Origin of the sequence: Pseudomonas sp. GM33, from assembly GCF_000282295.1 — a bacterium.
Lineage (GTDB): Bacteria > Pseudomonadota > Gammaproteobacteria > Pseudomonadales > Pseudomonadaceae > Aquipseudomonas > Aquipseudomonas laurylsulfatiphila.
Genome location: NZ_AKJO01000069.1, coordinates 1 through 23,453 on the forward strand (window position 1 = coordinate 1; position 23,453 = coordinate 23,453).

The 23,453-nt window shown below is 59.7% G+C and carries 18 protein-coding genes and 1 pseudogene; 11 read left to right on the forward strand and 8 right to left on the reverse strand.

Annotation, left to right across the window (positions count from 1 at the left end):
• Positions 1–6: 6 nt before the first annotated feature.
• From PMI26_RS20000 to PMI26_RS19975, 6 genes and pseudogenes are all read right to left on the reverse strand, one after another.
• Positions 7–564 (reverse strand): annotated as a pseudogene (locus tag PMI26_RS20000) (allantoin permease); the annotation flags it as partial.
• 111 nt (positions 565–675) lie between these two features.
• A complete protein-coding gene (locus PMI26_RS19995) occupies positions 676–1,650 on the reverse strand; it encodes a biotin-dependent carboxyltransferase family protein (RefSeq protein WP_007972970.1) in 975 nt (324 codons plus the stop codon).
• Entirely contained in the window at positions 1,647–2,519 is an 873-nt protein-coding gene (locus PMI26_RS19990; RefSeq protein WP_007972971.1) for a 5-oxoprolinase subunit B family protein, read from the reverse strand. Before PMI26_RS19990 ends, PMI26_RS19995 begins: the two co-directional genes overlap by 4 nt.
• Complete coding sequence (locus tag PMI26_RS19985) at positions 2,516–3,889, reverse strand: acetyl-CoA carboxylase biotin carboxylase subunit (RefSeq protein ID WP_007972972.1); 1,374 nt, start codon at positions 3,887–3,889, stop codon at positions 2,516–2,518. The genes PMI26_RS19990 and PMI26_RS19985 overlap by 4 nt, the downstream gene beginning before the upstream one ends.
• A 10-nt stretch (positions 3,890–3,899) precedes the next feature.
• The gene (locus PMI26_RS19980) at positions 3,900–4,145 is read right to left on the reverse strand and encodes an acetyl-CoA carboxylase (RefSeq protein ID WP_007972973.1); all 246 of its coding nucleotides are present in this window, start codon (positions 4,143–4,145) and stop codon (positions 3,900–3,902) included.
• A 92-nt stretch (positions 4,146–4,237) separates the two neighbouring features.
• The gene (locus tag PMI26_RS19975) at positions 4,238–4,996 is read right to left on the reverse strand and encodes a 5-oxoprolinase subunit PxpA (RefSeq protein WP_007972974.1); all 759 of its coding nucleotides are present in this window, start codon (positions 4,994–4,996) and stop codon (positions 4,238–4,240) included.
• A gap of 122 nt (positions 4,997–5,118) precedes the next feature.
• Here PMI26_RS19975 and PMI26_RS19970 point away from each other — a divergent pair, with 122 nt between their 5' ends.
• The 4 genes from PMI26_RS19970 to PMI26_RS19955 all read left to right on the forward strand — a co-directional run bounded on the left by PMI26_RS19970 (position 5,119) and on the right by PMI26_RS19955 (position 9,481).
• On the forward strand, positions 5,119–6,036 hold the full coding sequence (locus tag PMI26_RS19970; protein ID WP_007972975.1) for a LysR family transcriptional regulator: 918 nt from the start codon (positions 5,119–5,121) through the stop codon (positions 6,034–6,036).
• A 596-nt stretch (positions 6,037–6,632) separates the two neighbouring features.
• Complete coding sequence (gene ttdA, locus PMI26_RS19965; protein WP_008004557.1) at positions 6,633–7,532, forward strand: L(+)-tartrate dehydratase subunit alpha; 900 nt, start codon at positions 6,633–6,635, stop codon at positions 7,530–7,532.
• Entirely contained in the window at positions 7,529–8,137 is a 609-nt protein-coding gene (gene ttdB, locus PMI26_RS19960) for a L(+)-tartrate dehydratase subunit beta (protein ID WP_007972978.1), read from the forward strand. The genes ttdA and ttdB overlap by 4 nt, the downstream gene beginning before the upstream one ends.
• A 432-nt stretch (positions 8,138–8,569) precedes the next feature.
• Positions 8,570–9,481 carry a LysR family transcriptional regulator gene (locus tag PMI26_RS19955; protein ID WP_007972980.1) on the forward strand — a complete coding sequence of 304 codons (912 nt, stop codon included), beginning with the start codon at positions 8,570–8,572 and terminating at the stop codon, positions 9,479–9,481.
• 53 nt (positions 9,482–9,534) lie between these two features.
• Here PMI26_RS19955 and PMI26_RS19950 read toward each other — a convergent pair whose 3' ends face one another.
• Together PMI26_RS19950 and PMI26_RS19945 are read right to left on the reverse strand one after the other, a co-directional pair.
• Complete coding sequence (locus PMI26_RS19950) at positions 9,535–10,887, reverse strand: dicarboxylate/amino acid:cation symporter (protein ID WP_007972982.1); 1,353 nt, start codon at positions 10,885–10,887, stop codon at positions 9,535–9,537.
• Positions 10,888–10,982: 95 nt separating this feature from the next.
• Entirely contained in the window at positions 10,983–12,041 is a 1,059-nt protein-coding gene (locus PMI26_RS19945) for a tartrate dehydrogenase (protein ID WP_007972984.1), read from the reverse strand.
• Positions 12,042–12,377: 336 nt separating this feature from the next.
• Between PMI26_RS19945 and PMI26_RS19940 the strand changes: the two genes are divergently transcribed.
• The 7 genes from PMI26_RS19940 (at position 12,378) to PMI26_RS19915 (ending at position 23,225) form a co-directional block, all read left to right on the forward strand.
• Entirely contained in the window at positions 12,378–13,760 is a 1,383-nt protein-coding gene (locus PMI26_RS19940; protein WP_007972986.1) for a purine-cytosine permease family protein, read from the forward strand.
• A gap of 322 nt (positions 13,761–14,082) precedes the next feature.
• Positions 14,083–14,889: a lytic transglycosylase domain-containing protein gene (locus PMI26_RS19935; RefSeq protein WP_007972989.1), complete on the forward strand. Its 807-nt coding sequence runs from the start codon at positions 14,083–14,085 to the stop codon at positions 14,887–14,889.
• 276 nt (positions 14,890–15,165) lie between these two features.
• Positions 15,166–16,320 (forward strand): response regulator, encoded by a 1,155-nt coding sequence (locus PMI26_RS19930; protein ID WP_007972990.1) that lies wholly within the window; start codon positions 15,166–15,168, stop codon positions 16,318–16,320.
• Between the two features lie 38 nt (positions 16,321–16,358).
• Complete coding sequence (locus PMI26_RS19925; RefSeq protein ID WP_007972992.1) at positions 16,359–20,771, forward strand: response regulator; 4,413 nt, start codon at positions 16,359–16,361, stop codon at positions 20,769–20,771.
• 249 nt (positions 20,772–21,020) lie between these two features.
• Positions 21,021–21,362: a YciI family protein gene (locus PMI26_RS19920; protein ID WP_007972994.1), complete on the forward strand. Its 342-nt coding sequence runs from the start codon at positions 21,021–21,023 to the stop codon at positions 21,360–21,362.
• A 71-nt stretch (positions 21,363–21,433) separates the two neighbouring features.
• On the forward strand, positions 21,434–21,841 hold the full coding sequence (locus tag PMI26_RS31345) for a hypothetical protein (protein ID WP_146094561.1): 408 nt from the start codon (positions 21,434–21,436) through the stop codon (positions 21,839–21,841).
• Between the two features lie 250 nt (positions 21,842–22,091).
• Complete coding sequence (locus PMI26_RS19915; protein ID WP_007972996.1) at positions 22,092–23,225, forward strand: aminotransferase class V-fold PLP-dependent enzyme; 1,134 nt, start codon at positions 22,092–22,094, stop codon at positions 23,223–23,225.
• The last annotated feature ends 228 nt before the right edge of the window (positions 23,226–23,453 follow it).

Below are 23,453 nucleotides of genomic sequence, written 5' to 3' on the forward strand. Positions count from 1 at the left end.
TTTTTAGCCATAACGGCTGATCGATAGCCCCACCGCCACCAGCAAACCACCGAGATACACCGGCAGCAACACACCGTTGAGCTTGTCCAGCCAGTGCTGCACGCTGCCCAGGATCATCGGCACGCTGTAGAGCACCACCACCAATGCCGCCAGCGGATAGACCAGTTCCGGGTACAGGTGATTGAGCGCGACGGCGATCACCGAACCTTCGAACACCGCGTAATAGATCGCGGTCGAGAAGAAAATCAATGTCGCCAGGCACGCCCCGGTGCTGCCGAACAACAGCCGTGAAAACAACGCCACCGACAAACCACTGCGAATCGCAAAGCGGCTGAGCACGCTGTTGACCAGTCCATAACTGATCACCGACAGGACCATGCCGATCAGCGCATTGCGCGCACCGAACGACAACGCCAATGAAGCACCCACCACGATGTAAAACATTGCACTGCACACCGCCCACCAGGCCATGGTCAGGGACAGTCGCCCCATGCGCGCTTCGGTGGGAACAGGATGATGCGCCGGGTCTTGCCCGGTTTGACTCGATTGCGATAAAGCAGCCATATGCGTGAACTCCAAAACCAGTCAAAGGTTGAAGCGCGGGCAGCCGTCACCGCACCGAAGTGCGGCGTTGGCGTACCGTTTGGCATGGCCCGCGCTAGACGGCGGGCAGAATCAGGAAGGGAACAGCTTGCTCAGGCAGCTGAGTTTTTTCTTATAGGAACGTCGCGCTTCCAGCGCCTCTTCGAGGGTTACCGCGACAAAGCGGGCCTTCTGGTTGGGTTGCATCTGGCCGATCAAATCGAGGTCGGCGCTGATCACCGTGCCAATCATCGCGTAGCCGCCACCGGACACCGCATCACGGTGCAGCGCGATGGGTTCGAGCCCGGCGGGCACCTGGATCGAACCGATCGGGTAGCAACTGTCGACGATGTTCGACGGATCAGAACCGGCACCGAACGGCTGCTCCCGGGGCTGAAAGCTCAGCGCACTACCGCCCTTGAAGCGATAGCCGATGCGGTCGGCTTCCGAACCGACCGTCCACGGCTCGGCGAAAAAGCTCTTCGCCGCCGATTCGGTCAAGCGGTGGTAGTACAAGCCGGGCACCACCCGCAGGGTGATTTCGCCACCCAATGATTGCCGTAACGCCATGGGCAAACTGGCCCCGGCGCGGCTCCTGCCACTGGCGATGCCCACCGGCAATTCGTCGCCTGCAATCAGGCGTCGCCCCTGAAAACCGCCGAGCGCGCCCAGCGCATAGGTGGAGCGACTGCCGAGCACCACCGGCACATCAATGCCGCCAGCCACCGCCACGTAGGCACGAGCACCGGCCTTGGGAAAGTCAAAGCGCAGTACTTGCCCGGCTTTCACCATGAACGCGGTGTCGTGGTGCATTTCCACGCCATCGACCCGTGGCGTCATGTGCGCGCCGCTGACCGCCACCAATGCATCCTGCTGAAACTCCAACTCAGGCCCGAGCAGCGTGCATTCCAGCGCCGCCAAACCTGCCGGGTTGCCGACCAGTTGATTGGCCGCGCTCAAGGCGTATTGATCCAGCGCGCCGGATGGCGGAATGCCCAAGTGGTAATACCCTTCGCGGCCCAGGTCTTGTACCGAAGTGGCGAGGCCGGGTTTGAGGACCTTGATCATGCCAACACCTCCTGCAACGACTTGGGATAGCCAACGGGATCGGCGAGGAACGCGTCCAGCGAAAACTCCACTGGCCGAATCCGCAGATCAAAACAACCGGCTTCCACTTCGGCCACCGCGTGGTCGTAGGCTTCACGGTCCATCGGTTTGAACTGCACGATGTCGCCTGGACGGAAAAACACCATGTGTTCTTTCAGGTACGCGAGGTTCTGTTGCGGGTCGTAGATCGGCGCGGGCGTGACGCCAAACATCTGATAACCGCCGGCGCCGCGCACCGAGTAAATGCAACCAAAGCAACCGCCGTGACCAAGGGTCAATTTCGGTGTGTCGGTGCGCGGACGCAGGTACTTGGGCACCTGCAACTGACGCTCGCGCTCGACCATCTGGAACATGAACGGCAGCCCGGCAACGAAGCCGACCATCGAGACAAACCACGGCGCGCCACTGTGGGCCGCGATGAATGCATCGACGTCGGCCAGACCGTTGATTCGTGCGGCGTATTCCAGGTCCGTGGCGCTCGGGTCTTGATGGCGGTCGCGAAAACGCATCAGGGTTTCGTGGGTCCAGGGATCGTTGTAGAGCACCGGAATCTCGATAATCCGCGTCTGCAAAGTGCGCTCGGCAACGGCTCCGGCCTCGGCGATTTTTACCGCTTCGAGCAAGGTGTGAGGGGCGATGCGATCCGGGTCGAAACGAATCTGGAATGAGGCGTTGGCCAGGCAGATATCGAGCACGCCATCCAGCGTCAGCCGTTCCACGGCGCGGGTGACGGCCAGTCCTTTGAAGAACGCGTCCAGGGACATGCTGTCGCTGACTTCGGCAAACAAATGCTCATCGGCGCCAAAGCTGTAGCGGATGGGAGTACTCATGCTTCACCTCCGCTGCGGCGCTCGGCCAGCCAGGTTTCCAGGGTGCCGGTGTGAAAGTCGGCGCTGTGCAGCCACGGTTGTTCCAGCAATTCTCCGTGCAGCGCCAAGGTGTTGGCCATGCCGGTGAGCGTGGTTTGCTCTACTGCCACCCGTGCGCGAGCCAGGGCCTCGGCACGATCACAGCCATGGACAATCAGCTTGGCCAGCAGCGAGTCATAGTACGGCGGCACGCGGTAACCTTGATAGAGATGGGTGTCAACGCGAACGCCCTTGCCTTGCGGCCAGATCAACGATTCGACCAGACCGGGGCTGGGGAAGAAATCCCGTGCCGGGTCCTCGGCATTCAGGCGCATTTGCAACGCGGCACCTTGGAGCTGGATGTCGCTTTGCTTGAAGCCCAGCGGCTCACCACCGGCAATGCGCAACATGGCCTGAACCAGGTCAATACCGGTGATCAGCTCGCTGACCGGGTGCTCAACCTGAATCCGCGTGTTCATCTCGATAAAGAAAAACTCGCCGGTGGCATCGTCGTACAGGTATTCCAGGGTGCCGGCGCCCTTGTAGCCCAGCGACTCGGCCAAGCGTACGGCGCTGGTGCAAAGCGTCTCGCGCTGCTGCGGATCGAGGGCCGGCGACGGTGCTTCTTCAAAGATCTTCTGCCGACGTCGTTGCAACGAACATTCGCGCTCGAACAAATGCACGGCGTGCTGTCCATCGCCCAACACCTGTACTTCGATGTGCCGGGCGCGGCTGATAAACCGCTCCAGATACACCGCGCCGTTGCCGAATGCTGCCTGTGCCTCGCGCTGGGAACGGGGAAATTCTTCGCTCAGTTGCTCGGCGTTTTCCGCCAGCCGAATACCGCGCCCGCCGCCACCGGCCGAAGCCTTGATCAACAGTGGATAGCCGACCGATTCGGCAGCCTCGAGCGCCGACGCGACGTCGAACAGTTCACCGGGCGAACCCGGCACCACCGGTACGCCGGCCTCCTGCGCAGTACGCCGCGCCTCGGCCTTGTCGCCCATGCGGCGGATGGTATCGGGGCTTGGTCCAACGAAAATGGCACCGGCCGCGAGCACCGCTTCGGCGAAATCGGCGCTCTCCGAGAGAAAACCATATCCCGGATGGACCGCGTTGGCGCCCGTAGCTTTCAAGGCTCCCAGTAATGCCTCGACGTTCAGGTAACTTTTATCGGCGCGTGCCGGGCCGAGAATGTGCACCTCGTCGGCCATGCGCGCCGCCTGGGAATCGACGTCCGCTTCGCTGCACGCAGCAACGGTGGGAATCCCCAGCTCCCTGGCGGCACGGATAATCCGCACGGCAATCTCGCCGCGGTTGGCGATCAGTAATTTACGAATGCCTTGAGTCATGATCGTGCCCTCACTCGTCGTCGAGTGTTGCGATGACCTGACCCGGCTCCACCGGATCACCGTCTTCTACCAGGAAGGCGTTGAGGCGACCGGCCGTCCCGGCGGTCAGTTCGGAAAACTGCTTCATGACCTCGATCAGGCCAATCACCGTGTCGGCGCTGACTTGCGCGCCGACCTCGACGTAGTTCGCCGATTCAGGTGTGGCTTTGCGATAGAAGGTTCCTGGCAATGGGGTGATGACAGTGTGTTCGGCCATGTCTGTTCCTTTTGGAATAGTTGTAGAAAGGCAGGCAAAAATGAGTCGGTATTCAATCCCTGGCGTCTGTGTGCCGGGTCATTCGTCCAGCTTCAGCGCGGAGCGCGAACCTTGATCCCGGCGTTATCCAGCGCTCTGCGTGTGGCCTCAACCAACGACAGAGCACCAGGGGTGTCGCTGTGCAAACAAATGGAGTCGAATTCAATCGCCAGGTCTTCACCTTCGACCGTGCGCACCACACCTTCCTGGCAGGCCCGCAGCACACGTGCTGCCACCTGGGCAGGGTCGTAGGCGCGCACGTTGCGGGTGAAGACGATGGAGCCGCTCAAGTCGTATTCGCGGTCGGCATAGAACTCGCGAATCACCGGTTGCCCCAACTCTTTGGCGACGCGCCAGATCACCGAGTCGGGCATGCAATACAGCAGCAACTCAGGCTCCAGGCGCTGCAGGTTCTCCACCAGCAAACGGGCGGCTTCCTCGTCCCGGGCCAGGTGCATGTACAACGCGCCATGGGGTTTGATGTGTTGCAGCGCCACGCCTTGAACCCGGGCGAGTTCACGCAAGGCACCCAACTGGTAAAGCATGTCGTCGACCAGTTCCTGCGCCGGGGCATTGATATGTCGGCGGCCAAAACCGACCAGGTCGCGAAACCCTGGATGCGCGCCGATGGCCACGCCCAGGCTTTTCGCCCGTTCGACCGTGCGACGCATGGTGCCGGGATCGCCGGCATGAAAACCGGTGGCGATGTTGGCCGAGCTGATGAAGGCCATCAGTTCATTGTCGACGCCGTCGCCGATGGTCCATGGACCGAAGCCTTCGCCCATGTCCGAGTTGAAATCTACTGCCTGCATGACGCTTGCTCCTGACGCTTGTGACTTCATGCAGACCACGTTAAATTCCAGCCACCCCCTTGGGAAGATCTATTATCAGATAGGCCATCTTCTGAAAAACAGATACTTCGTCCGGAGTTTTCATGTCACTGACCCTGCGCCAGGTCCGCTATTTCGTCGCTACGGCCGAAATCGGGCAAATCTCGCAAGCCGCGATTCATTTGAATATTTCCCAGTCGGCGGTGACCACCGCGATCAAGGAACTGGAGGGGATTCTCGGCACACTGTTGTTCCAGCGCTCGGCCCAGGGCATGAGCCTGACCGATGCCGGTCGGCACTTTCTCAATCGTGCCTATGTGATTCTGCGCAGCGTCGATGACGCGTTGAACAGCCCGCTGCCGGACATTCGCGCCAGTGGCCTGTTGCGATTGGCAGCGAGTTACACGGTGATCGGGTACTTCCTGCCGCACCACCTGCAACGCCTTGAACACTGGCACCCGGACGTGGCAATCGAGGTCCACGAACAGGAGCGCACGGCCATCGAGGAAGGCCTGCTGGAGGGTCGCTTCGACATGGCAGTGGTGCTGACCGCGAACCTGACGCACCCGGACATCGTCTCGGAAATCCTCTTCAATTCCGAGCGTCGGCTCTGGTTGCCCAGCCATCATCCGCTATGCGAACGCTCGGCCGTCAGCCTCGCCGACGTCGCAAAAGAGCCCTACATCCTGCTGACCGTCGACGAAGCCGAACAAAGCGCCATGCGCTACTGGGAACATGCGCATCAGCAGCCAAACGTGCGGGTGCGTACCAGTTCAGTCGAAGCGGTGCGCAGCATGGTCGCCAATGGCAGCGGCGTGGCAATCCTCTCGGACCTGGTGCACCGCCCCTGGTCACTGGAAGGAAAACGCATCGAAACCCTGACAGTCACCGACAAGGTGACGCCGATGAGTGTCGGACTGGCGTGGCATCGCGAGCGCGAATTCAGCCCGGCGATGCAGGCGTTTCGTAACTATTTCCACGATGCATTTCTGGCGCCGCAACAGCTGTCTGCGCGACGCTGAAAACAGCGAAAACATGCCCTCCTTTTGTGGACTTACGATGAGAGCTTTGGGCCATTTCCGGTCTGTTGTGACGGGAAGATTTTGGCCGTTTTCTGCCCGTCACGAATGACCGGTCGTTTTCAGCCGGCCGCCACAGGCAGAAAGCAGCCAGTGGCAGCCATTCAGGCCACCCGCAATGCTTCATGGAATTAAACCGAAGAAGCCATCCCCTCCTGACCTACTCGCAACACCTCACACCCCTGAGCCGTCGTCCGTTTCCGATCAAATGCAATCCATCAAAATCGATACCCACTGTTGAGATGCCCGGTTCTCACCTACTCCCCCATGCCCGATTCACATCCCTCGTCCAAAGCCATTTCACGCGTCTTTCCAACCCAGCAATCCGTCTCTCGACTTCACTCCCGATAATTAACTTTAAGTAAACAGTGTAATAACCACGACCCCATTCAATCCTTTTAGCTCAGCTGATAATTTTAATTCAGCGCCTTAACCACATCTTTCATATGGAATTGCCCCTTGGGCATGCCGGCGTCCTTTTGCACAACCAAAAGCTCCAAACAAAAAAACAAGCCTTGAGATGCAGTGAGGAAATCAAAGTGGATAAAGACTCAGCCGTTGATTCGCTGACTGATGTGATGGCCAAGTTCACGGCCTATATCGGCAAGCGCCTGCCCACCGACGTGAAGAAAAAGACTGCCCAGTTGCGCGCAGCGGAAACCAATCCATTGGCCATTGCTGTCTATGACTCCATGGCCGAGAACCAGGACTACGCCGACAAGCTGGATCGGCCCAGCTGTCAGGACACCGGGGTGATTCAGTACTTCATCAGCGCTGGCGCCCGGTTCCCGCTGTTGGGCGAGCTGGAGAGCATCCTCGAAAACGCCACGCGCGAGGCCACCATCAAGGGTCCCCTGCGCCATAACGCAGTGGAGACCTTTATCGAGAAGAACACCGGCACCAACACTGGCTCGAAGATTCCGTGGCTGGACTGGGAGATCATTCCGGATGCCGACTATGCATTGATCGATGTGTACATGGCCGGTGGCGGTTGCACGTTGCCTGGCTCGGCGAAGGTGTTGATGCCCGGTCAGGGTTATGAAGGCATCACCGAGTTTGTCTTTGACGTCATTACGTCGCGCGGCGTCAATGCCTGCCCGCCACTGTTGGTTGGCGTGGGCGTCTCGACGTCGGTGGAGACGGCTGCCCGTTTGTCCAAGCGGGCGATTCTGCGCCCGGTGGACTCCAGCCACCCGAACGAAAGCGCGGCACTCATGGAGCAATTACTGGAGGAAGGGTTGAACGAGGTGGGCATCGGCCCGCAGGGCCTGACCGGTAACAGCAGTGTGATGGGGGTGAACATCGAGTCATCGGCGCGTCACCCTTCCACCATTGGCGTGGCCGTGTCCACCGGTTGCTGGGCGCATCGGCGCGGAAAGATCCGCATCAACGCCGACCTGTCCTACGACATCCTCTCCCATGAAGGAGTAGTACTGTGATCAAAGTCCTTAATACCCCTATCAAGGACGAGGACCTGGCCGGTCTGAACGTCGGTGACGTGGTGTACCTCACAGGCCAACTGGTGACCTGCCGTGATGTGGCGCACCGTCGCCTGATCGAGCTCAAGCGCGAGCTGCCGGTAGACCTGCGCGGTGGCGCGATTTTCCATGCCGGCCCCATTGTGCGCAAGAAAGATGATGGCAACTTCGAGATGGTGTCCATCGGGCCGACCACCAGCATGCGCATGGAAAAATTCGAGAAGCAGTTCATCGAACAAACCGGGGTCAAACTGATCATCGGCAAAGGCGGCATGGGGCCTGAAACAACCGCTGGCTGCCTGGAAAACAAGGCGGTGCATGCGGTGTTCCCGGGTGGTTGCGCGGTATTGGCCGCCACCAAGGTGGAGGAAATCGAGCGCGCCGAGTGGCAGGACCTGGGCATGCCGGAAACCCTTTGGGTGAACCGGGTACGCGAGTTCGGCCCACTGATCATTTCCATCGACACCAAGGGCAACAACCTCTTCGAACAGAACAAGGTGCGCTTCAACGAACGCAAAGGGTCGATCATCGAGAAGATCAACGCCCAGGTACGCTTTATTAAATGATCCGCGGGTGGGTGATTCTGTTCACTCAAGTACGAACAGATCACCTGTGGCGAGGGAGCTTGCTCCCGTTGGGCTGCGCAGCAGCCCCCTGTTTTTTTTAAACAAAGAGCAGGGCCGCTGCGCGCCCCAACGGGAGCAAGCTCCCTCGCCACAGGTTGTGCTTCCCGATCCCATGTAATGCCCTCAGCAACACCCTTTCCTGCCAATGTCCTGAGCCTTCCTGCCACGCCTGGACCGCACGTCCTTGCATCACCCTCCTCTCAGTAAAAACCAGGCCCGCGATCCTCACGGCTCGTGCCCGGCCAATCGCTCACGTCTGCGAAAACCGCATGGACACAAAGGCTTTTCGCGCAGGATCGGCTGGAGTATATGTATTGAAACGCAAGCGATGGTTTAGCGTAAAACAACGCGATAATTAATCTGGAGTCATGAATGACGAACACCCAGGACTTGGGTTTTTTCTTCCTGCTGGCTAAACAGGGCAGCCTGGTCGCCACCGCCAGGGAGCTTGGCGTGACGCCACCGGCCGTCAGTAAGCGCCTGGCTTCGCTGGAGGCACGGCTGGGGGTTCAGCTTGTCAACCGCACGACCCGCTCCATGAGCCTTACCCCCGAGGGTGAACTGTATTACGCGCATACCGCGCGCATTCTTACCCAGGTCGACGAAATGGAGCAGCTGGTCAGCAGCAGCCGCGCCACGCCCAAGGGGCTGATCCGGGTGAACGCCTCACTGGGTTTCGGCCGTCGGCATATCGGCCCTGCGCTGGCGGCTTTCTACGCCCGTTATCCGGAGGTGGAAATCCAGTTGGAAATCAGTGACCACCCGCTGGATCTCGCCACCCACGGCTTCGACTTGGGCATTCGCTTCGGCACGCTGCCGGACGCTGCGCTACATGCCCGCAAGATTGCCTCAAACCGGCGGTTGCTGTGCGCTTCGCCGATTTATCTGGATAAGCATGGGACCCCGGAAAAACTCTCCGACCTGCAAAACCACAACTGCATTTTCATTCGCCAGAACGAATCCCCCTACGGTGTATGGAACTTCAACAACGGCGGGCGGACCGAGAGCATCAAGGTTCGCGGGGCCCTGGGTTGCAACGACGGTGAGGTCGCCCTGAACTGGGCGCTGGAGGGTTACGGTGTGCTGCTGCGCGCCGAGTGGGACATCGCCCGCTATGTGCGCAGCGGGCGGCTGCGCCTGGTGATGGAGGACCATACCCCCACCCGCGCAGACGTGTATGCGGTCTACCCGCAGCAACTGCACCTGTCAGCCCGGGTACGCAGCCTGATCGACTTTCTGATCGAACGCTTCAAGCAGATCGATAACATCGAAGACCGCGGATAAAAAAATGCTGTCGACTCCACGGGGAAATCGACAGCTCAATGACGACCTTTCGATCAGATGTGGGAGGCTGTTTTCACACCACCCAATGGATGGGCATTTTCAGGCTGCAAGGTGAAGCTCGGGGCCTTGGCGGCTGCCACCTCCTCCACCACCTGCTCTTCACCATCGAGCACCCGTTTCAGCCGGGCTGTATCCAGCGCCCCCACCCACTTCGCAATGGCCAGGCACCCTACCCCGTTGCCGATGGTATTGGTGATGGCGCGGGCCTCGGACATGAATCGATCGACGCCCAGCAGCAGCACCATGCCTGACACCGGAATGTTGCCCAGGGAGGCCAGCGTCGCGGCGAGGATGATGAAGCCCGAGCCACTCACCCCCGCCGAACCCTTGGAGGTGAACATCAACACCGCCAGGACAATCAACTGGTCGGTCAAGGTCAATGGCGTGTTGGTCGCCTGAGCGATGAAGATGGCGGCGATGGTGTAGTAGATGGCCTGGCCGTCCGGATTGAAGCTCAGCCCGGCGGGAATCATCATGCCGGCCACCGGCTTGGAGCACCCTGCCTGTTCCATTTTGGTGATCATCTGTGGCAGCACCGACTCCGAGGAACTGGTGCCCAGTACGGTGAACAGCTCTTCCTTGATGTAGCGCAGGAACTTCCACAAGCTGAACCCGCTGTAGCGGCAGATCGGCCCCAGCACGAAGATCACGAACACCACGCAGGTCAGGTACACACAGGCCATCAACTTGCCCAACGAGAACATCGAGCCGAAACCGTATTTACCGATGGTGAAAGCAATGGCCCCGAACGCGCCGAGGGGCGCCAGACGCATCACCATATTGACGATGTTGAACATGCCGCGCATGAGGCTGTCGATGACGTCGATGAAGATCCTGGCGCGGGGGCCGGCATTGGCCAGGGCTACGCCGAGCAGGATAGAGAACAGCAGGATCTGCAGCACATTCCCCTTGGCGAAAGCATCGACGATGGTGTCCGGAATGATGCTCAGGATGAAATCCATGAAGGAATTGTGCGGTGCCTGGGTGGTGTAGGTGGCAATGCTGGAGGTGTCCAGTGCCTTGGGGTCGATGTTCATGCCGGCACCAGGCTTGAACACATCCACCACGATCAGGCCGATGGCCAGGGCCAAGGTGGACACCACTTCGAAGTAGAGCAATGCGCGCACGCCCACGCGCCCCAGTTCCTTCATGTTTTCCATGCGTGCGATGCCGCTGACCACCGTCAGGAAAATCACCGGGGCGAGGAGCATCTTGATCAGTTTGATGAAGCCGTCGCCGATGGGTTTGAGCGCTGTCCCTGTTTCGGGAAACAGCACCCCGACGATTGCACCGAGTACGACGGCGATGAGTACTTGTACATAGAGTTTGCCGAGTATGCGTTTCATGGCGGACCCTGAATTTTTATTGTTGTCAGGAAATGCCCGGGAGTCCGGTCCGAGTGACCGGCCCCCGTGGCGCAATAGCACGATAAGGAAAATGTTTAACGCCGCAGCAGCGCAATGACTGCATCGGTCACCTGGCGAGTGGTGGCCGTGCCGCCCAGGTCGGGGGTATGGACGCCCGCCTCGGTCACGGCTTCGATGGCCGACATCAACTGACGCGATGCCTGCACCTCGCCCAGGTGTTCGAGCATCATGGCGGCGGTCCAGAAGGTCGCGATCGGGTTGGCCACGCCTTTGCCGGTGATGTCAAAGGCGGAGCCGTGGATGGGCTCGAACATCGACGGGAATTTCTTGCCCGGGTTCAGGTTGGCGGTGGGCGCGATGCCCAGGCTGCCCGACAACGCAGCAGCCAGGTCCGAGAGAATGTCGGCGTGCAGGTTGGTGGCCACGATCACATCCAGGGTGGATGGCTTAAGCACCATGCGGGTGGTCACGGCGTCTACCAGCTCCTTGTCGATTTTCACGTCAGGGAAGTCCTTCGCCACTTCGTAGAAAATCTCATCCCACAGCACCATGCCATGGCGCTGGGCATTGGACTTGGTGACCATGGTCAGGTGCTTGCGTGGCCGGGTACGCGCCAGCTCGAAGGCAAAGCGATGGATTCGCTCGACACCGACACGGGTAAACACCGACACCTCGGTGGCCACCTCTTCCGGCAAGCCCCGATGCACCCGGCCACCGTTGCCGGAGTACTCGCCTTCGGAGTTTTCGCGGATCACCACCCAATCGATCTCGTGGCCGTTGTTCAGTGGGCTTTTTACACCCGGCAACACGCGAGCCGGACGCACGTTGGCGTACTGGTCGAAGCCTTGGCAGATCGGCAGGCGCAGGCCCCAGAGGGAGACGTGGTCCGGCACATTGAGCGCACCCACGGCGCCAAAGAAAATGGAATCGAAGGTCTTGAGTTCTTCCAGGCCACCTTCGGGAATGTAGTGGCCGTTTTTGAGGAAGTTGTCAGAGTTCCAGTCAAAGTGCTTGAAGTCCAGGGCAAAGGTGCCCAGGCATTCGGCCAGTGCCTTGAGCACTTCAACACCCGCGTCGATCACCTCCACGCCGATACCGTCACCAGGAACCGCTGCAATTTTGTAAGTGTTCATCGTCAACTCCACCTTTTATTTTCGTGCGCCTTCGAAGGGAGATCAGCCGGCGTGTGGCTGGAATATACGAAGTGAGCAACAGGCGTTGGTTAACTCAAAATCACTACATTATTAAATTCAATTCATTAATTGCTGCTGGGCTTACTACACACGCTGTTATTGGCATCGCTGGATTATTCAGGGGTGACTGCGACAGGCAGCTCTGGGTCCAGCCTGTGTGAAAACGCCTGCAATTTACGCGAGGGTATGGCGCTACTAGCTATGAGGCGTTCGCAGCTGGGCCGAAAAGCTATCGATACCTATCTGATAATCATAAAAATAAATCAGGAGGCGGTCGTGAAGCTGGAAAAGCGTAGTATCGAGTTTGTCCCTCACAGTGAACGTTACGGAACGCCACGGCGGTTGTTCACCATCTGGTTCAGTTCCAATTTCCAAGTGACCGCTTTGATGGTCGGTACGCTGGGTATCGCCTCGGGGTTGAGCTTCGGCTGGACATTGCTGGGCCTGCTGATTGGCAATCTGGTCGGCACCGTGTTCATGGCCGCGCACTCCGCCCAGGGACCTCACTTGGGGGTTCCACAAATGATCCAGAGCCGGGCACAGTTCGGTGTTTACGGCGCCGCGATCCCCCTGCTGGTAATGGTCACGGCGGCGGTGCTATTTCTTGCCGCCAGTGGCGTCTTGATGCGCGATGCCTTAAAGGCGCTGGTGCCAATGAGCGACGACCAGGCCATTGTGGTGGTCGGCATTCTGACTTTCATCATTGGTTTTATAGGCTACGAGCTGATCCACCGTATGGGGGCGTGGATGAGCCTGTTATCTACCTTGGTGTTTGCAAGCGCCCTGGCCTTGATCCTGCTGCACCCCGGCGACGCGGCATCAACAACCGTCTCAGGTACGGGCTTTACGTTGGCGGCCTTTAACCTGGTCATAGCGCAGGCTGCCTCCTGGACTTTAGGTTACGGCCCCTACGTGGCAGACTACTCGCGTTACCTCCCCGCGAACGTGAGCACCCGTGCCACGTTCTGGACAACCTATTGTGGTTGCGCACTGGGCTCTTTTGCCATGATGGCATTAGGCGCTTTACTGGCAGTAGCGATACCTGCAGCGCTTGAGCGCGACCCTGCAACCGCCATTGCCATGTTGTTTGGCCCGTGGGCACCTTTGGTACTGGGCGTGATCGCGCTTGGCGTCATCCAGTACAACGTACTCTGCTTGTACAGCGCCTATATGTCTTCGGTCACGATATTCGGAGCCTTTGGAGGGCTCAAATACGTCACGGCTCCAGCAAAAGCATTGGTGATGGCCATTTTGACCGTTGCTGCGACCCTGATCGCCATAGCCACCCAGTACCGTTTTGACACGTTTTTTGCGGATATTCTGATCGGTCAGTTGTATTTGCTGATTCCCTGGAGTGCGATCAACCTGGTTGATTACTACTGGGTGTGTCGCGGCCACTATGAAGTAGGTGACCTGTACGACCCTAAAGGCCGCTACGCCCGCTTCAACGGGCGAACCCTCATGGTCTATGCCGTTTCGATAATCGGCACGATTCCCTTCATGAAACTCTCGTTCTACACAGGCTTTGTAGCGAACTGGCTAGGCGCCGACATTAGTTGGGCGATGGGGTTGGTGTTGGCCGGGGGGCTGTACTGTGCGGTCAACAGCCGACCAGTTGTTAAAAGCTCGCGCATGTTTGGTCAAAGATCTCTCGAATAGGCGAAGCGAGATACGTCGTCAACGCTTCGCCTACAGCCATTCGACGATACAGTGAATTGTCCCCGGTTTGATAGATGCTTTGGGGTGCTGCTTTTGGCCGGTTTCAGTCCTTCGCGACAGGCATCGATCGGCCAATTTCTGCCGATGCTGACCGGCAACCATGAGTCGCCGGCAGCCCGTACGTCAACGCAAGTCCCAAGGCCGATTACAAGGCGTATAACTATCAAATCAAAAGGCGGGTCACCCGGAACAGGCCCTCCAAAGGCAGCGCCCGGGCCAGCCGCCCCAGGCCTGATCGGCGCCTGCGGCGCGGAGCGATGTGATGAGTTGCAGAGCATGGCGATGGGCTCGCAAGAGCCTTCTTGGCTGCATCGGGCTGACCTTGCTGGTCGCTCCACTGTGCGCCAGCGCCATGTACAAGTGCCAAGCCAGGGACGGAGCCATCAGCTACACCAGCCAAGCCATCGCCAGCGCCCGCTGCACTCGCCTCAATGGCATGGCCGGCGCCGGTGTCGGCACCAAGGCAATGGCCCTGCCACGGTTTGTGCGGGACGACAACACAGACGCGGTGCGGGTTCGGGTATTCACCTTCATCCACAGGGGTGTTCGTCAATATGTGAGCCGGCGCCCCGTCGGGATTTCCGCACGGGTCGATGTCATTGATCTCTATTACATCAAGGGCTGCTACCTGTGCAGGGCGCCGAAGGATTTCAAGGTCACCTCACTGCGCCTGGACACCCAATCCTATCGGCGGGAGATCGAAGCCGCTTCGGGTCTTTATGGTGTCGATCGGGCGCTGGTCCGCGCAGTGATACATGCCGAATCGGCGTTTCGCCCCTACGCCATTTCCGAAGCCGGCGCCCAAGGGCTGATGCAGTTGATGCCCGCCACCGCCGAGCGCTTCGCCGTGGACGATCCGTTCGACGCACGACAGAACATTCGTGGCGGCGTGCGCTACCTGGCCTGGCTGCTCAAGCGTTTCAACGGCAACCAGGTGCTGGCGTTGGCAGGTTACAACGCCGGCGAAGCGTCCGTGGCCGAGTACAACGGCGTGCCTCCCTACGCCGAGACGCAATCCTACGTCACCCTCGTGCAGTCCTTGACCGAACGCTATCGCAACCATCGCTAGTGCCGTAGGGCGCATAACCCGAAACAGGTAATACGCCGGGCGGGAAATGACTCAAGCGATCTTCCACGCTCACCGGTCGCTATCGGCTGTGGATTCAACCGGTCGTTGCAACAGATTGGCTGAATCGTTCAGCGGGCGTTTCGCAATTCCGTGTTTTCCGAGGGCGGCTATTGAGCGGCCTTGGCTCTCCATCAGCAATTGCGATGAATAGAGCTACGCTTGTCTGCAATGGAGGGACTGTGCGCAATCCTTCATAGGACAGCGGAGCCAAAAGACATGGGAATTGAACAGGATGTTTATCCTGCAGCCACCGTTCTGGTGGTCGATGACACGCCAGACAACTTGATGCTGATGACCGACCTGCTCAAGGACAGGTATCGGGTCAAGGCCGCCAACAGCGGCGAAACGGCGTTGCGCGTGCTGCAAAACAATCCACTGCCGGATCTGATCCTGCTCGACATCATGATGCCAGGGTTGTCGGGGCATGACGTCGCCCGGCTGCTGCAACAAGATCCGCGCACCCGCCAGATTCCAATCATTTTCCTCACCGCCCTGGCGTCAATGGAAAACGAAATCCAGGGCCTGGAGCTGGGCGCGGTCGACTACATCACCAAGCCGATCAGTCCGCCACTGGTCCTGGCCCGGGTGCAGACCCAACTGAAGATCAAGGCCGCGGCTGACTTCCTACGCGATCAGAATGACTTCCTCGAACAGGAAGTCCAGCGCCGCACCCGTGAGGTCATAGCCATTCAGGACGTCACTATCCAGGCCATGGCTTCACTGGCCGAAACCCGCGATAACGAGACGGGCAACCACATCCGTCGTACCCAACACTACGTCAGGCTGCTGGCCGAGCTGCTGCGCGATCACCCGCGTTTCAATCCGTTCCTGAACGATGACAGCATCCGCCAGCTGTTCAGGTCGGCACCGCTGCACGATATCGGCAAGATCGGCATTCCTGACCACATCCTGCTTAAACCGGGGCGTTTCACCCCGGAAGAATTCGAGATCATGAAAACCCACACCACCCTGGGGCGCGATGCCATCCAGCGTGCCGAGGATCAGTTGGGCCTTTCGGTGGATTTTCTGCGCATGGCCAAGGAAATCGCCTACAGCCACCAGGAAAAGTGGGATGGCAGCGGCTACCCGCAGGGACTGGTTGGCGAAGAAATCCCGATGAGTGCCCGATTGATGGCGGTGGCGGATGTCTATGACGCGCTGATCAGTCGTCGTGTGTACAAGGCTGGAATGCCGCATGAACAGGCCGTGGAGATCATTCGGCAGGGGCGCGCGAGCCACTTCGACCCAGACGTCTGTGATGCCTTTCTTGCCAACGCCGAGCAATTCCATCTCATTGCCGAGCGCTTTGCGGACAGCGATCAGGACATGGCCATGCTGGTCGACCTGCAACGCACTCTCCAGAAACCCTGAACGGTCAACGCGCCGGTTTTTCATCAACGGGAATTGCCATGACCCGAGTACTCGCTCAGCTTGAACGCCTGCCTCTTCGTATCAAGCTGATCCTCGGCTTCGCGACGCTAGCGGCGCTGGTTCTGGTACTCGGCGTGCAGAGCCTGCGTACCCAGGATTTGTTGAAAGCGGATATGCAGAGGCTGTACCAGCATGAGTTGGCGGGCATCGAACCCTTGCAGGAAGCACGGGTGCAGATGTCGCATCTCATGCAGGGATTGCAGCATGCCGTCGGCGGCAACAACGCAGATGATCGTAGCAAGGGCGTCGAGCAATTTCGTGAGGCTCGACAACATCTTCAAGAGGCGCTGCTACAGACACAACCGACCCTCTGGCGCGAGGAAAACCAGGAGCGATTCGCCACGTTCGAGGTTTTGCTGAAGCGTTTGCTGCACGACGGTGAGGCAGCACTGGAACTTGCCGCTGGGGATCAAGCGCAAGCCTTGCGGATGATCAATAGCGTCGGGTTCCAGGGGCTGGATGAGCGAGGGGACAACTTGCTCAAGGAGATGGCGCGAATCAAACAGGCCTCCATTCATGACACGGCCAAACAGATCGCAGACTTTGCCGGGCGCAGCACCCGGCTCACTTATCAATTGCTGCTGGGCGGCCTGGCACTGGCGTTGCTGATGGGCTGGTTGATCAGCCGTTCGATTCGCCTGCCCCTTTACCGGGTTCGCGCCGCCGTTGACGAGCTGACCGCCGGCCGACTGGACGGGACGATTCCCCATACCGACCTGCAAAATGAAACCGGTGATCTGGCGCGTGCCATCGCGACACTGCAAACCGAGTCGCAACAATTGGAACGCCAACGCTGGGTCAAGGCACAAACCGAGCAACTCCAGGCCGACTTGCCACAATCGGAAACGCCGCAGGAGCTGGCCCAGGTCTTTTTGCGGCATATGGCGAGCATGCTCGGCATCTGCCGGGGCGTGCTCTATAGCCTGCAAGAGCAGGATCAAAGCCTGCAATTGATTGGCGGTTACGCGACCGATCCCGATTACCCGCCGGCGCCGACGGTGGCTCTGGGAGCCGGCCTTCTAGGACAATGCGCGCTGGATCGTGCGCCCCGCGAATTGCAGGGGTTGACGCAGCCGCTCGGACGGTTGCATTCGCAGTTGGGTGAAGTGCCGGCCAGCTATCTGCTGGTGCAGCCGGTTTTGCGTGGTGAGCGTCTGCTCGGCGTGCTCGAACTGGCGGGTCATCAAGCGCTGGGGGCCCGTGAACAGTCGCTGTTGCAGGAGGCCATGCCACGCCTGGCCGGAGCCATGGCGGTGATGGAGCGTCATCTGGCGGTGCAATCCTTGCTGAGCGAGACCCGGCGCCAGGCCGATGAAATGGGTCAGCAGGCCTTGCGCCTGGAGCTGCAATCGAAGGAGCTGGAGGCACAACAGACTGCCTTGCGTGCCACCAAGGCCTGGTACCGCGCGATCCTCGAGGCGGCACCGGACGGCATGATCGTCATCAATGCCGAGGGCGAGATCCTCATGACCAACCCGCAACTGGACACGCTGTTCGGTTATGCCACAGGTGAGTTGGTGGGCGAGACCATCGAGCGGCTGGTGCCTGACGCGGCGCGCGGTCGGCATGTGGCGTTGCGCAATGGCTTCATCGCCCATGGCAGCACCCGGCAGATGGGCGCGAAACTCGATGACCTCAAGGGACTTCGCAAGGATGGCAGCCTGTTTTCCGTGGAGATCGGCCTGTCGCACTTACCGCTTCTGGAGGGGCGTGGCACATGCATCTGCGCTTCGGTTCGCGATGTCAGCGAGCGACGGCAGATGCAAGCGGCGCTCAAATCCAGCGAAACGCAGTTGCGTGCGGTATTGGACAGCAGTCCGGTGGCCATGCTGATCCGTGGCGATGATGGCCGCCTGAGTTACTGCAACCCGGAGCTTGAGGGCCTGTTCGGCGTCAGCCGCGAGCAACTGGGCGAGATGGATGAAAGTCGCTTCTGGTACGACGCACAGGCACATGACCGCTTCCTGGCCGCAGCCGCCAAGGGCGCGGTTTTAAACTTCGAGGCCAGCCTGCAGCGCGATGGAGGAGAACGTTTCGAGGTCTTGCTCTCGGCCGTACCCTTGACACTCGGCGAGCGCAATATCAGCGCCAGTTGGTATTACGATATCACCGACCGCAAGGCCGCCGAGGCGCAAGTGCAGCACGCCCGGGAGATCGCCGAAGAGGCGACACGGGCCAAGAGCGAATTCCTCGCCAACATGAGCCATGAAATCCGCACGCCGATGAACGCCATTATCGGCATGAGTCACCTGGCGCTGCGCACCGACCTCGATAACCGGCAACGCAACTACATTGTGAAGGTGCATCGCTCGGCGGAGAACCTGCTGGGGATCATCAACGACATCCTCGATTTCTCCAAGATCGAAGCCGGCAGGATGGACCTGGAGCTTATTCCGTTCCGCTTGGAAGACGTGCTGGAGAATTTCACCAATGTGGTGGGCCTGAGAGCCGAGGATAAAGGCCTGGAACTGCTCTACAGCACGGTAGCCGATCTGCCGACTGCACTGATTGGCGACCCGCTGCGGCTGGGCCAGGTCCTGGCCAACCTGGGCAACAACGCGACGAAGTTCACCGAACAGGGTGAAATCGTGCTGGGCATCGAGCGCACCGGGAATGACGAGGGCAAGGTCGAGCTGCATTTCTGGGTGCGCGACACGGGCATTGGCATGAGCGAAGAGCAATGCCAGAGAATTTTTCAGTCTTTCATCCAGGCCGACAGTTCCACCACTCGCAAGTACGGAGGGACCGGCCTGGGCCTGGCGATTTCCAAGCGTCTGGTGGAGATGATGGGAGGTCGCATCTGGGTCGAAAGTACACTGGGCAGCGGTTCGACCTTTCACTTTTGCGTAAGTCTGGGCCTGCAGGCAGCGGCGACGGCGCGACGCATGTTCACCGCCGATGAACTGCTGGGCATCCGCGTGCTGGTGGTCGATGACAACGCCAGTGCGCGGGAAATTCTTTCGGGCATGGCCCACAGTTTCGGTGTCGAAGTGGACGTCGCCGAAAGTGGTCGCATGGCCCTGCGCATGCTGGCGCAGGCCGAGAAGGATTCGCTGCCTTTCGACCTGGTTCTGATGGACTGGCGGATGCCGGGCATGGATGGGGTGGAGACCGTCCGCCAGATGCGCTGCGCCAATCTGGCACGCACACCGTCGGTCATCATGGTCACCGCCCTTGATCGCGAGGAGTTACTTGAACAGGCCAGGCACCAGGACGTACATCTGCCGGTGGTGCTGACCAAGCCGGTCACGCCGTCCACCTTGCTCGAAGCCATAGGCACAGTGTTCGGCAAAGCGCCCCAAACCGTTACCCGCGCCCATGAACGCAACGAGCAGAGCGCTGACAACATGGCACGCCTGAAGGGGGCGCGCCTGCTGCTGGTGGAGGACAACGAACTGAACAGGGAACTGGCGTGCGACCTGTTGCAAGAGGCAGGCATTGAGCTCGAGCTGGCATTCGATGGCCAACAGGCCCTCGACAGGTTGGCCCGGGACAGCGATTTCGACGGTGTGCTGATGGACTGCCAGATGCCGGTGATGGACGGCTATACCGCGACCCGCAGGATTCGCCAGCAATCGAACTTCGCGGCATTGCCGATCATCGCCATGACCGCCGACGCCATGGCCGGGGACCGCGAACGCGCCTTGGCCTGCGGCATGAATGACCACCTGTCCAAGCCATTGGATGTAGACAGCATGTTCGCCACGCTGGCCAGGTGGATCAAGCCACGGCCCGGGCGTGGCGGCCAGGCGCGGGAGACGAGCGTTGCCGAGACATCCGGACAGTTGCCCACCGAGCTTGCAGGTATCGATCAGCTCGCCGGGCTGGCTGCCTGCTCGGGCAAGACTGCCCTTTACTTGCGACTGCTGCGCACATTCCATGAGACCCAGCAGAATTTCGTCGAACAGTTCAAAACGGCAATCACCGATGCCGATCCGACGGCGGCTGTTCGAATGGCTCACACGTTGCGTGGTAACGCGGGGAACATCGGCGCCAGGGCGCTGGCACAGGCTGCAGCCCAGCTGGAACAAGCGTGCCGGGCTGGCGAGCCGAGCGATGGCGTGCACGCTCACTTGACCGAGGTCAGGCAGTGCTTGATACCCGTATTGAGCGCGCTGGCGCTTTTGCCCGAGGAAAAAACGGCTTCAGGGGCGCAGTCGCCGCAGCACGAGGCGGAAGTCAGTGACCGGCTCACCCGGCTCGGGCAATTATTGGCCGAGAGTGACACCGCCGCCATTGAGGCGCTTGAAGAGTTACGGCGCTTGTATCTCGATGATGCATTGGCCAGGCGTCTGAGCCGGGTAGCGCAGCAGCTTGAGCGCTTCGACTTCGATCGGGCCCTGGCGTTGCTGCAAGGCGAAATCGAACACTCCGCCCTGCCCCCCGAATGACCGTCACTTCGTCATTCTGGATTTTGTATCAATCACCTATTGCAGGCGCCAAATGACTGGCTGCCATGGTCGTATTCAGTCCCTCGCAACGTGCAGCTTTCGGCCAGGAGTTGTCGCCGACGAGCGGCAGCCTTGCGGCGGCCCAATGCGCTAGCCTTTAAACGCTTGCCCGAGCAGCCAGCGAGCCCATTGGACGGTGCATGCCGCCCACAGGCATCACGACCGCCATCAATTCCCGGAAGAAGCACAGTGGCCAAATACCTGATCTCTTTTCCAAGCGCGGCGATGGTAGTGCCCGATGGCGAATGGGAAGCGGTGCGCCGCGATTCACACGCTGTGATTGATGAGGCGAAAACCGCCGGTGTCTACGTCTTCGGCGGCGGAATCGACAACGACGTACCGCCCGTACTGGTCTCTGCCGACGGTACGGTTGCAATGGGCGGCTATCCTTGGGCGCCCACGCTCGACGGCGGCTTCACCGTACTGGAACTGCCTTCGCGCGATGAGGCCATCGCGTGGGCGGCGCGCATCGCCAAGGCCTGTCGCTGCGACCAGGAACTGCGCGTCTTCGGGTTCGACCCGCAGTCCTGAGGGCAGCACGGAAACCGGCAAGTGCGGCCTGACACTTCATTCATTGCAGATCATCACAGGTACGCCCCACCATGCGAAATCCACTCAAGCATTCAAGCGTTCGTCTTGGTTTTCTACTGGGTGTTATCTCAATGGGGCTGACCGCTTGCACCAGCGACGAGAACATGACTGCAGCGACTAAAGAAATTACTCGACCACCTGTCGATGACAGCGAGACGTCGTCTGTGCGAATCACAACGAGTTGGCTACAACACTCACTTAGCCAAACGGGTTGCCTGCAGCACGCCAGAGCGGCTCTTACGAAAGCGAGATATTTTGTTGAAGCAGGAGAAAGATCAGTCTATGGGTTGCGTGAAGGCATGACTTTTTCGATTCGCTGCGACTACGAAGGCGTTGCCTTTCTCGCAGTAGCTTATCGCCACAGGCCAAGTACTCAAACCCAGGATCGGATCCTGAATGAAATCACCAGGCTATTTTAAGGACTGCAGGTGAGCGCTGCAGGGGCGCACCCGCAGCGAAACCAATGCCGGTCCTGATCTCTGGGGCACACTTCAAGGCCCACTCCCCCATAACTCAACCGCCACCTGCGAGCATTACTACGCCCGGCAATCGATCTGATGATGCCAACCGCTCGACAGAAGTCGCCATTCAATCCCGAGCAATCTTGTCATTTGCCAAGGCTTAGGGCAGGGTCGATACCACTGAGATCCCTGTCAAAGGAGTCACCCCATGTCAAAGCTATATCCCAGTATCGATCCCGAGGGGCTGGTCGAGTACTCAGTGGTCTACACCGACCGCTCGCTCAACCACATGTCGCAGTCTTTTCAAGGCGTGATGAAGAACATTTCCACGACCCTGAAACAGGTCTACAACGCCCAGGCTGTTGCGGTGGTCCCGGGCAGCGGCACATTCGGCATGGAAGCGGTGGCGCGACAGTTTGCCACCGACCAGCCATGCCTGGTGATACGCAACGGCTGGTTCAGTTATCGCTGGAGCCAGATCCTTGAGATGGGCAACATCCCGGCGGCCACCACGGTGCTGAAAGCCCGACCGGTCGACACGGGTCGCCAGGCGGCCTACGCCCCACCTCCTCTGGACGAAGTGCTGGCAGCCATTGCGGCGCACAAGCCGCAGATTGTCTTCGCCCCCCATGTTGAAACCTCATCAGGGATTATCCTCCCCGACGAGTACCTGCGGGCCGTCGGCGACGCCGTGCATGCGGTGGGTGGCCTGTTCGTGCTGGACTGCATCGCCTCAGGCACGATTTGGGTTGATATGCACAAATGCGCAGTCGACCTGCTGATCAGCGCACCGCAGAAAGGCTGGAGCGCCTCCCCTTGCTGCGCCCTGGTGATGTTCAGTTCCCTGGCCCTCGGGCGCATCGAACAGACGCAAAGCAGCAGCTTCGCCTGCGACCTGAAAAAGTGGCTGCAGATCATGCAGGCCTACGAACAGGGTGGACATGCCTACCATGCGACCATGCCCAGCGATTCCCTCGCGCGATTCAACGAAGTGATGAAAGAGACGCAAGCCTACGGGTTCGACAAGGTCCGCAGCGAACAACAGGCGCTGGGCGACCGGGTGCGCGCAATGTTGACCGGCAAAGGCATCAAAAGCGTGGCTGCTGCCGGCTTTCAGGCCCCTGGCGTAGTGGTGAGCTACACCGATGATGCCGACATCAAGAGCGGCAGGAAATTTGCCGACCACGGCCTGCAGATTGCCGCCGGAGTGCCGTTGCAATGCGACGAACCGGCCGACTTCCAGACCTTCCGCATCGGTCTGTTCGGACTCGAAAAGCTGCACAATATCGAGCGCACGGTCAGCACCCTCGAGCAGGCGCTGGACGAGGTGATGGTTAACTAAGGTTCTTCAAGGAATCCCGGGGGGGACACAGATAACGAAATATCTGTAGGAGCTGCCGAAGGCTGCGATCTTTTGATCCTCAGCAATCTCCAGATCGCAAAAGCAAGATCAAAAGATCGCAGCCTCCGGCAGCGCCTACAAGGGCACACGTGCACCACCAAGCAACGAGGCCTATGCTTGGTCTACTGCCGGAACTGATTGAGCAGATTGTTATCCACCAAGCCCGTA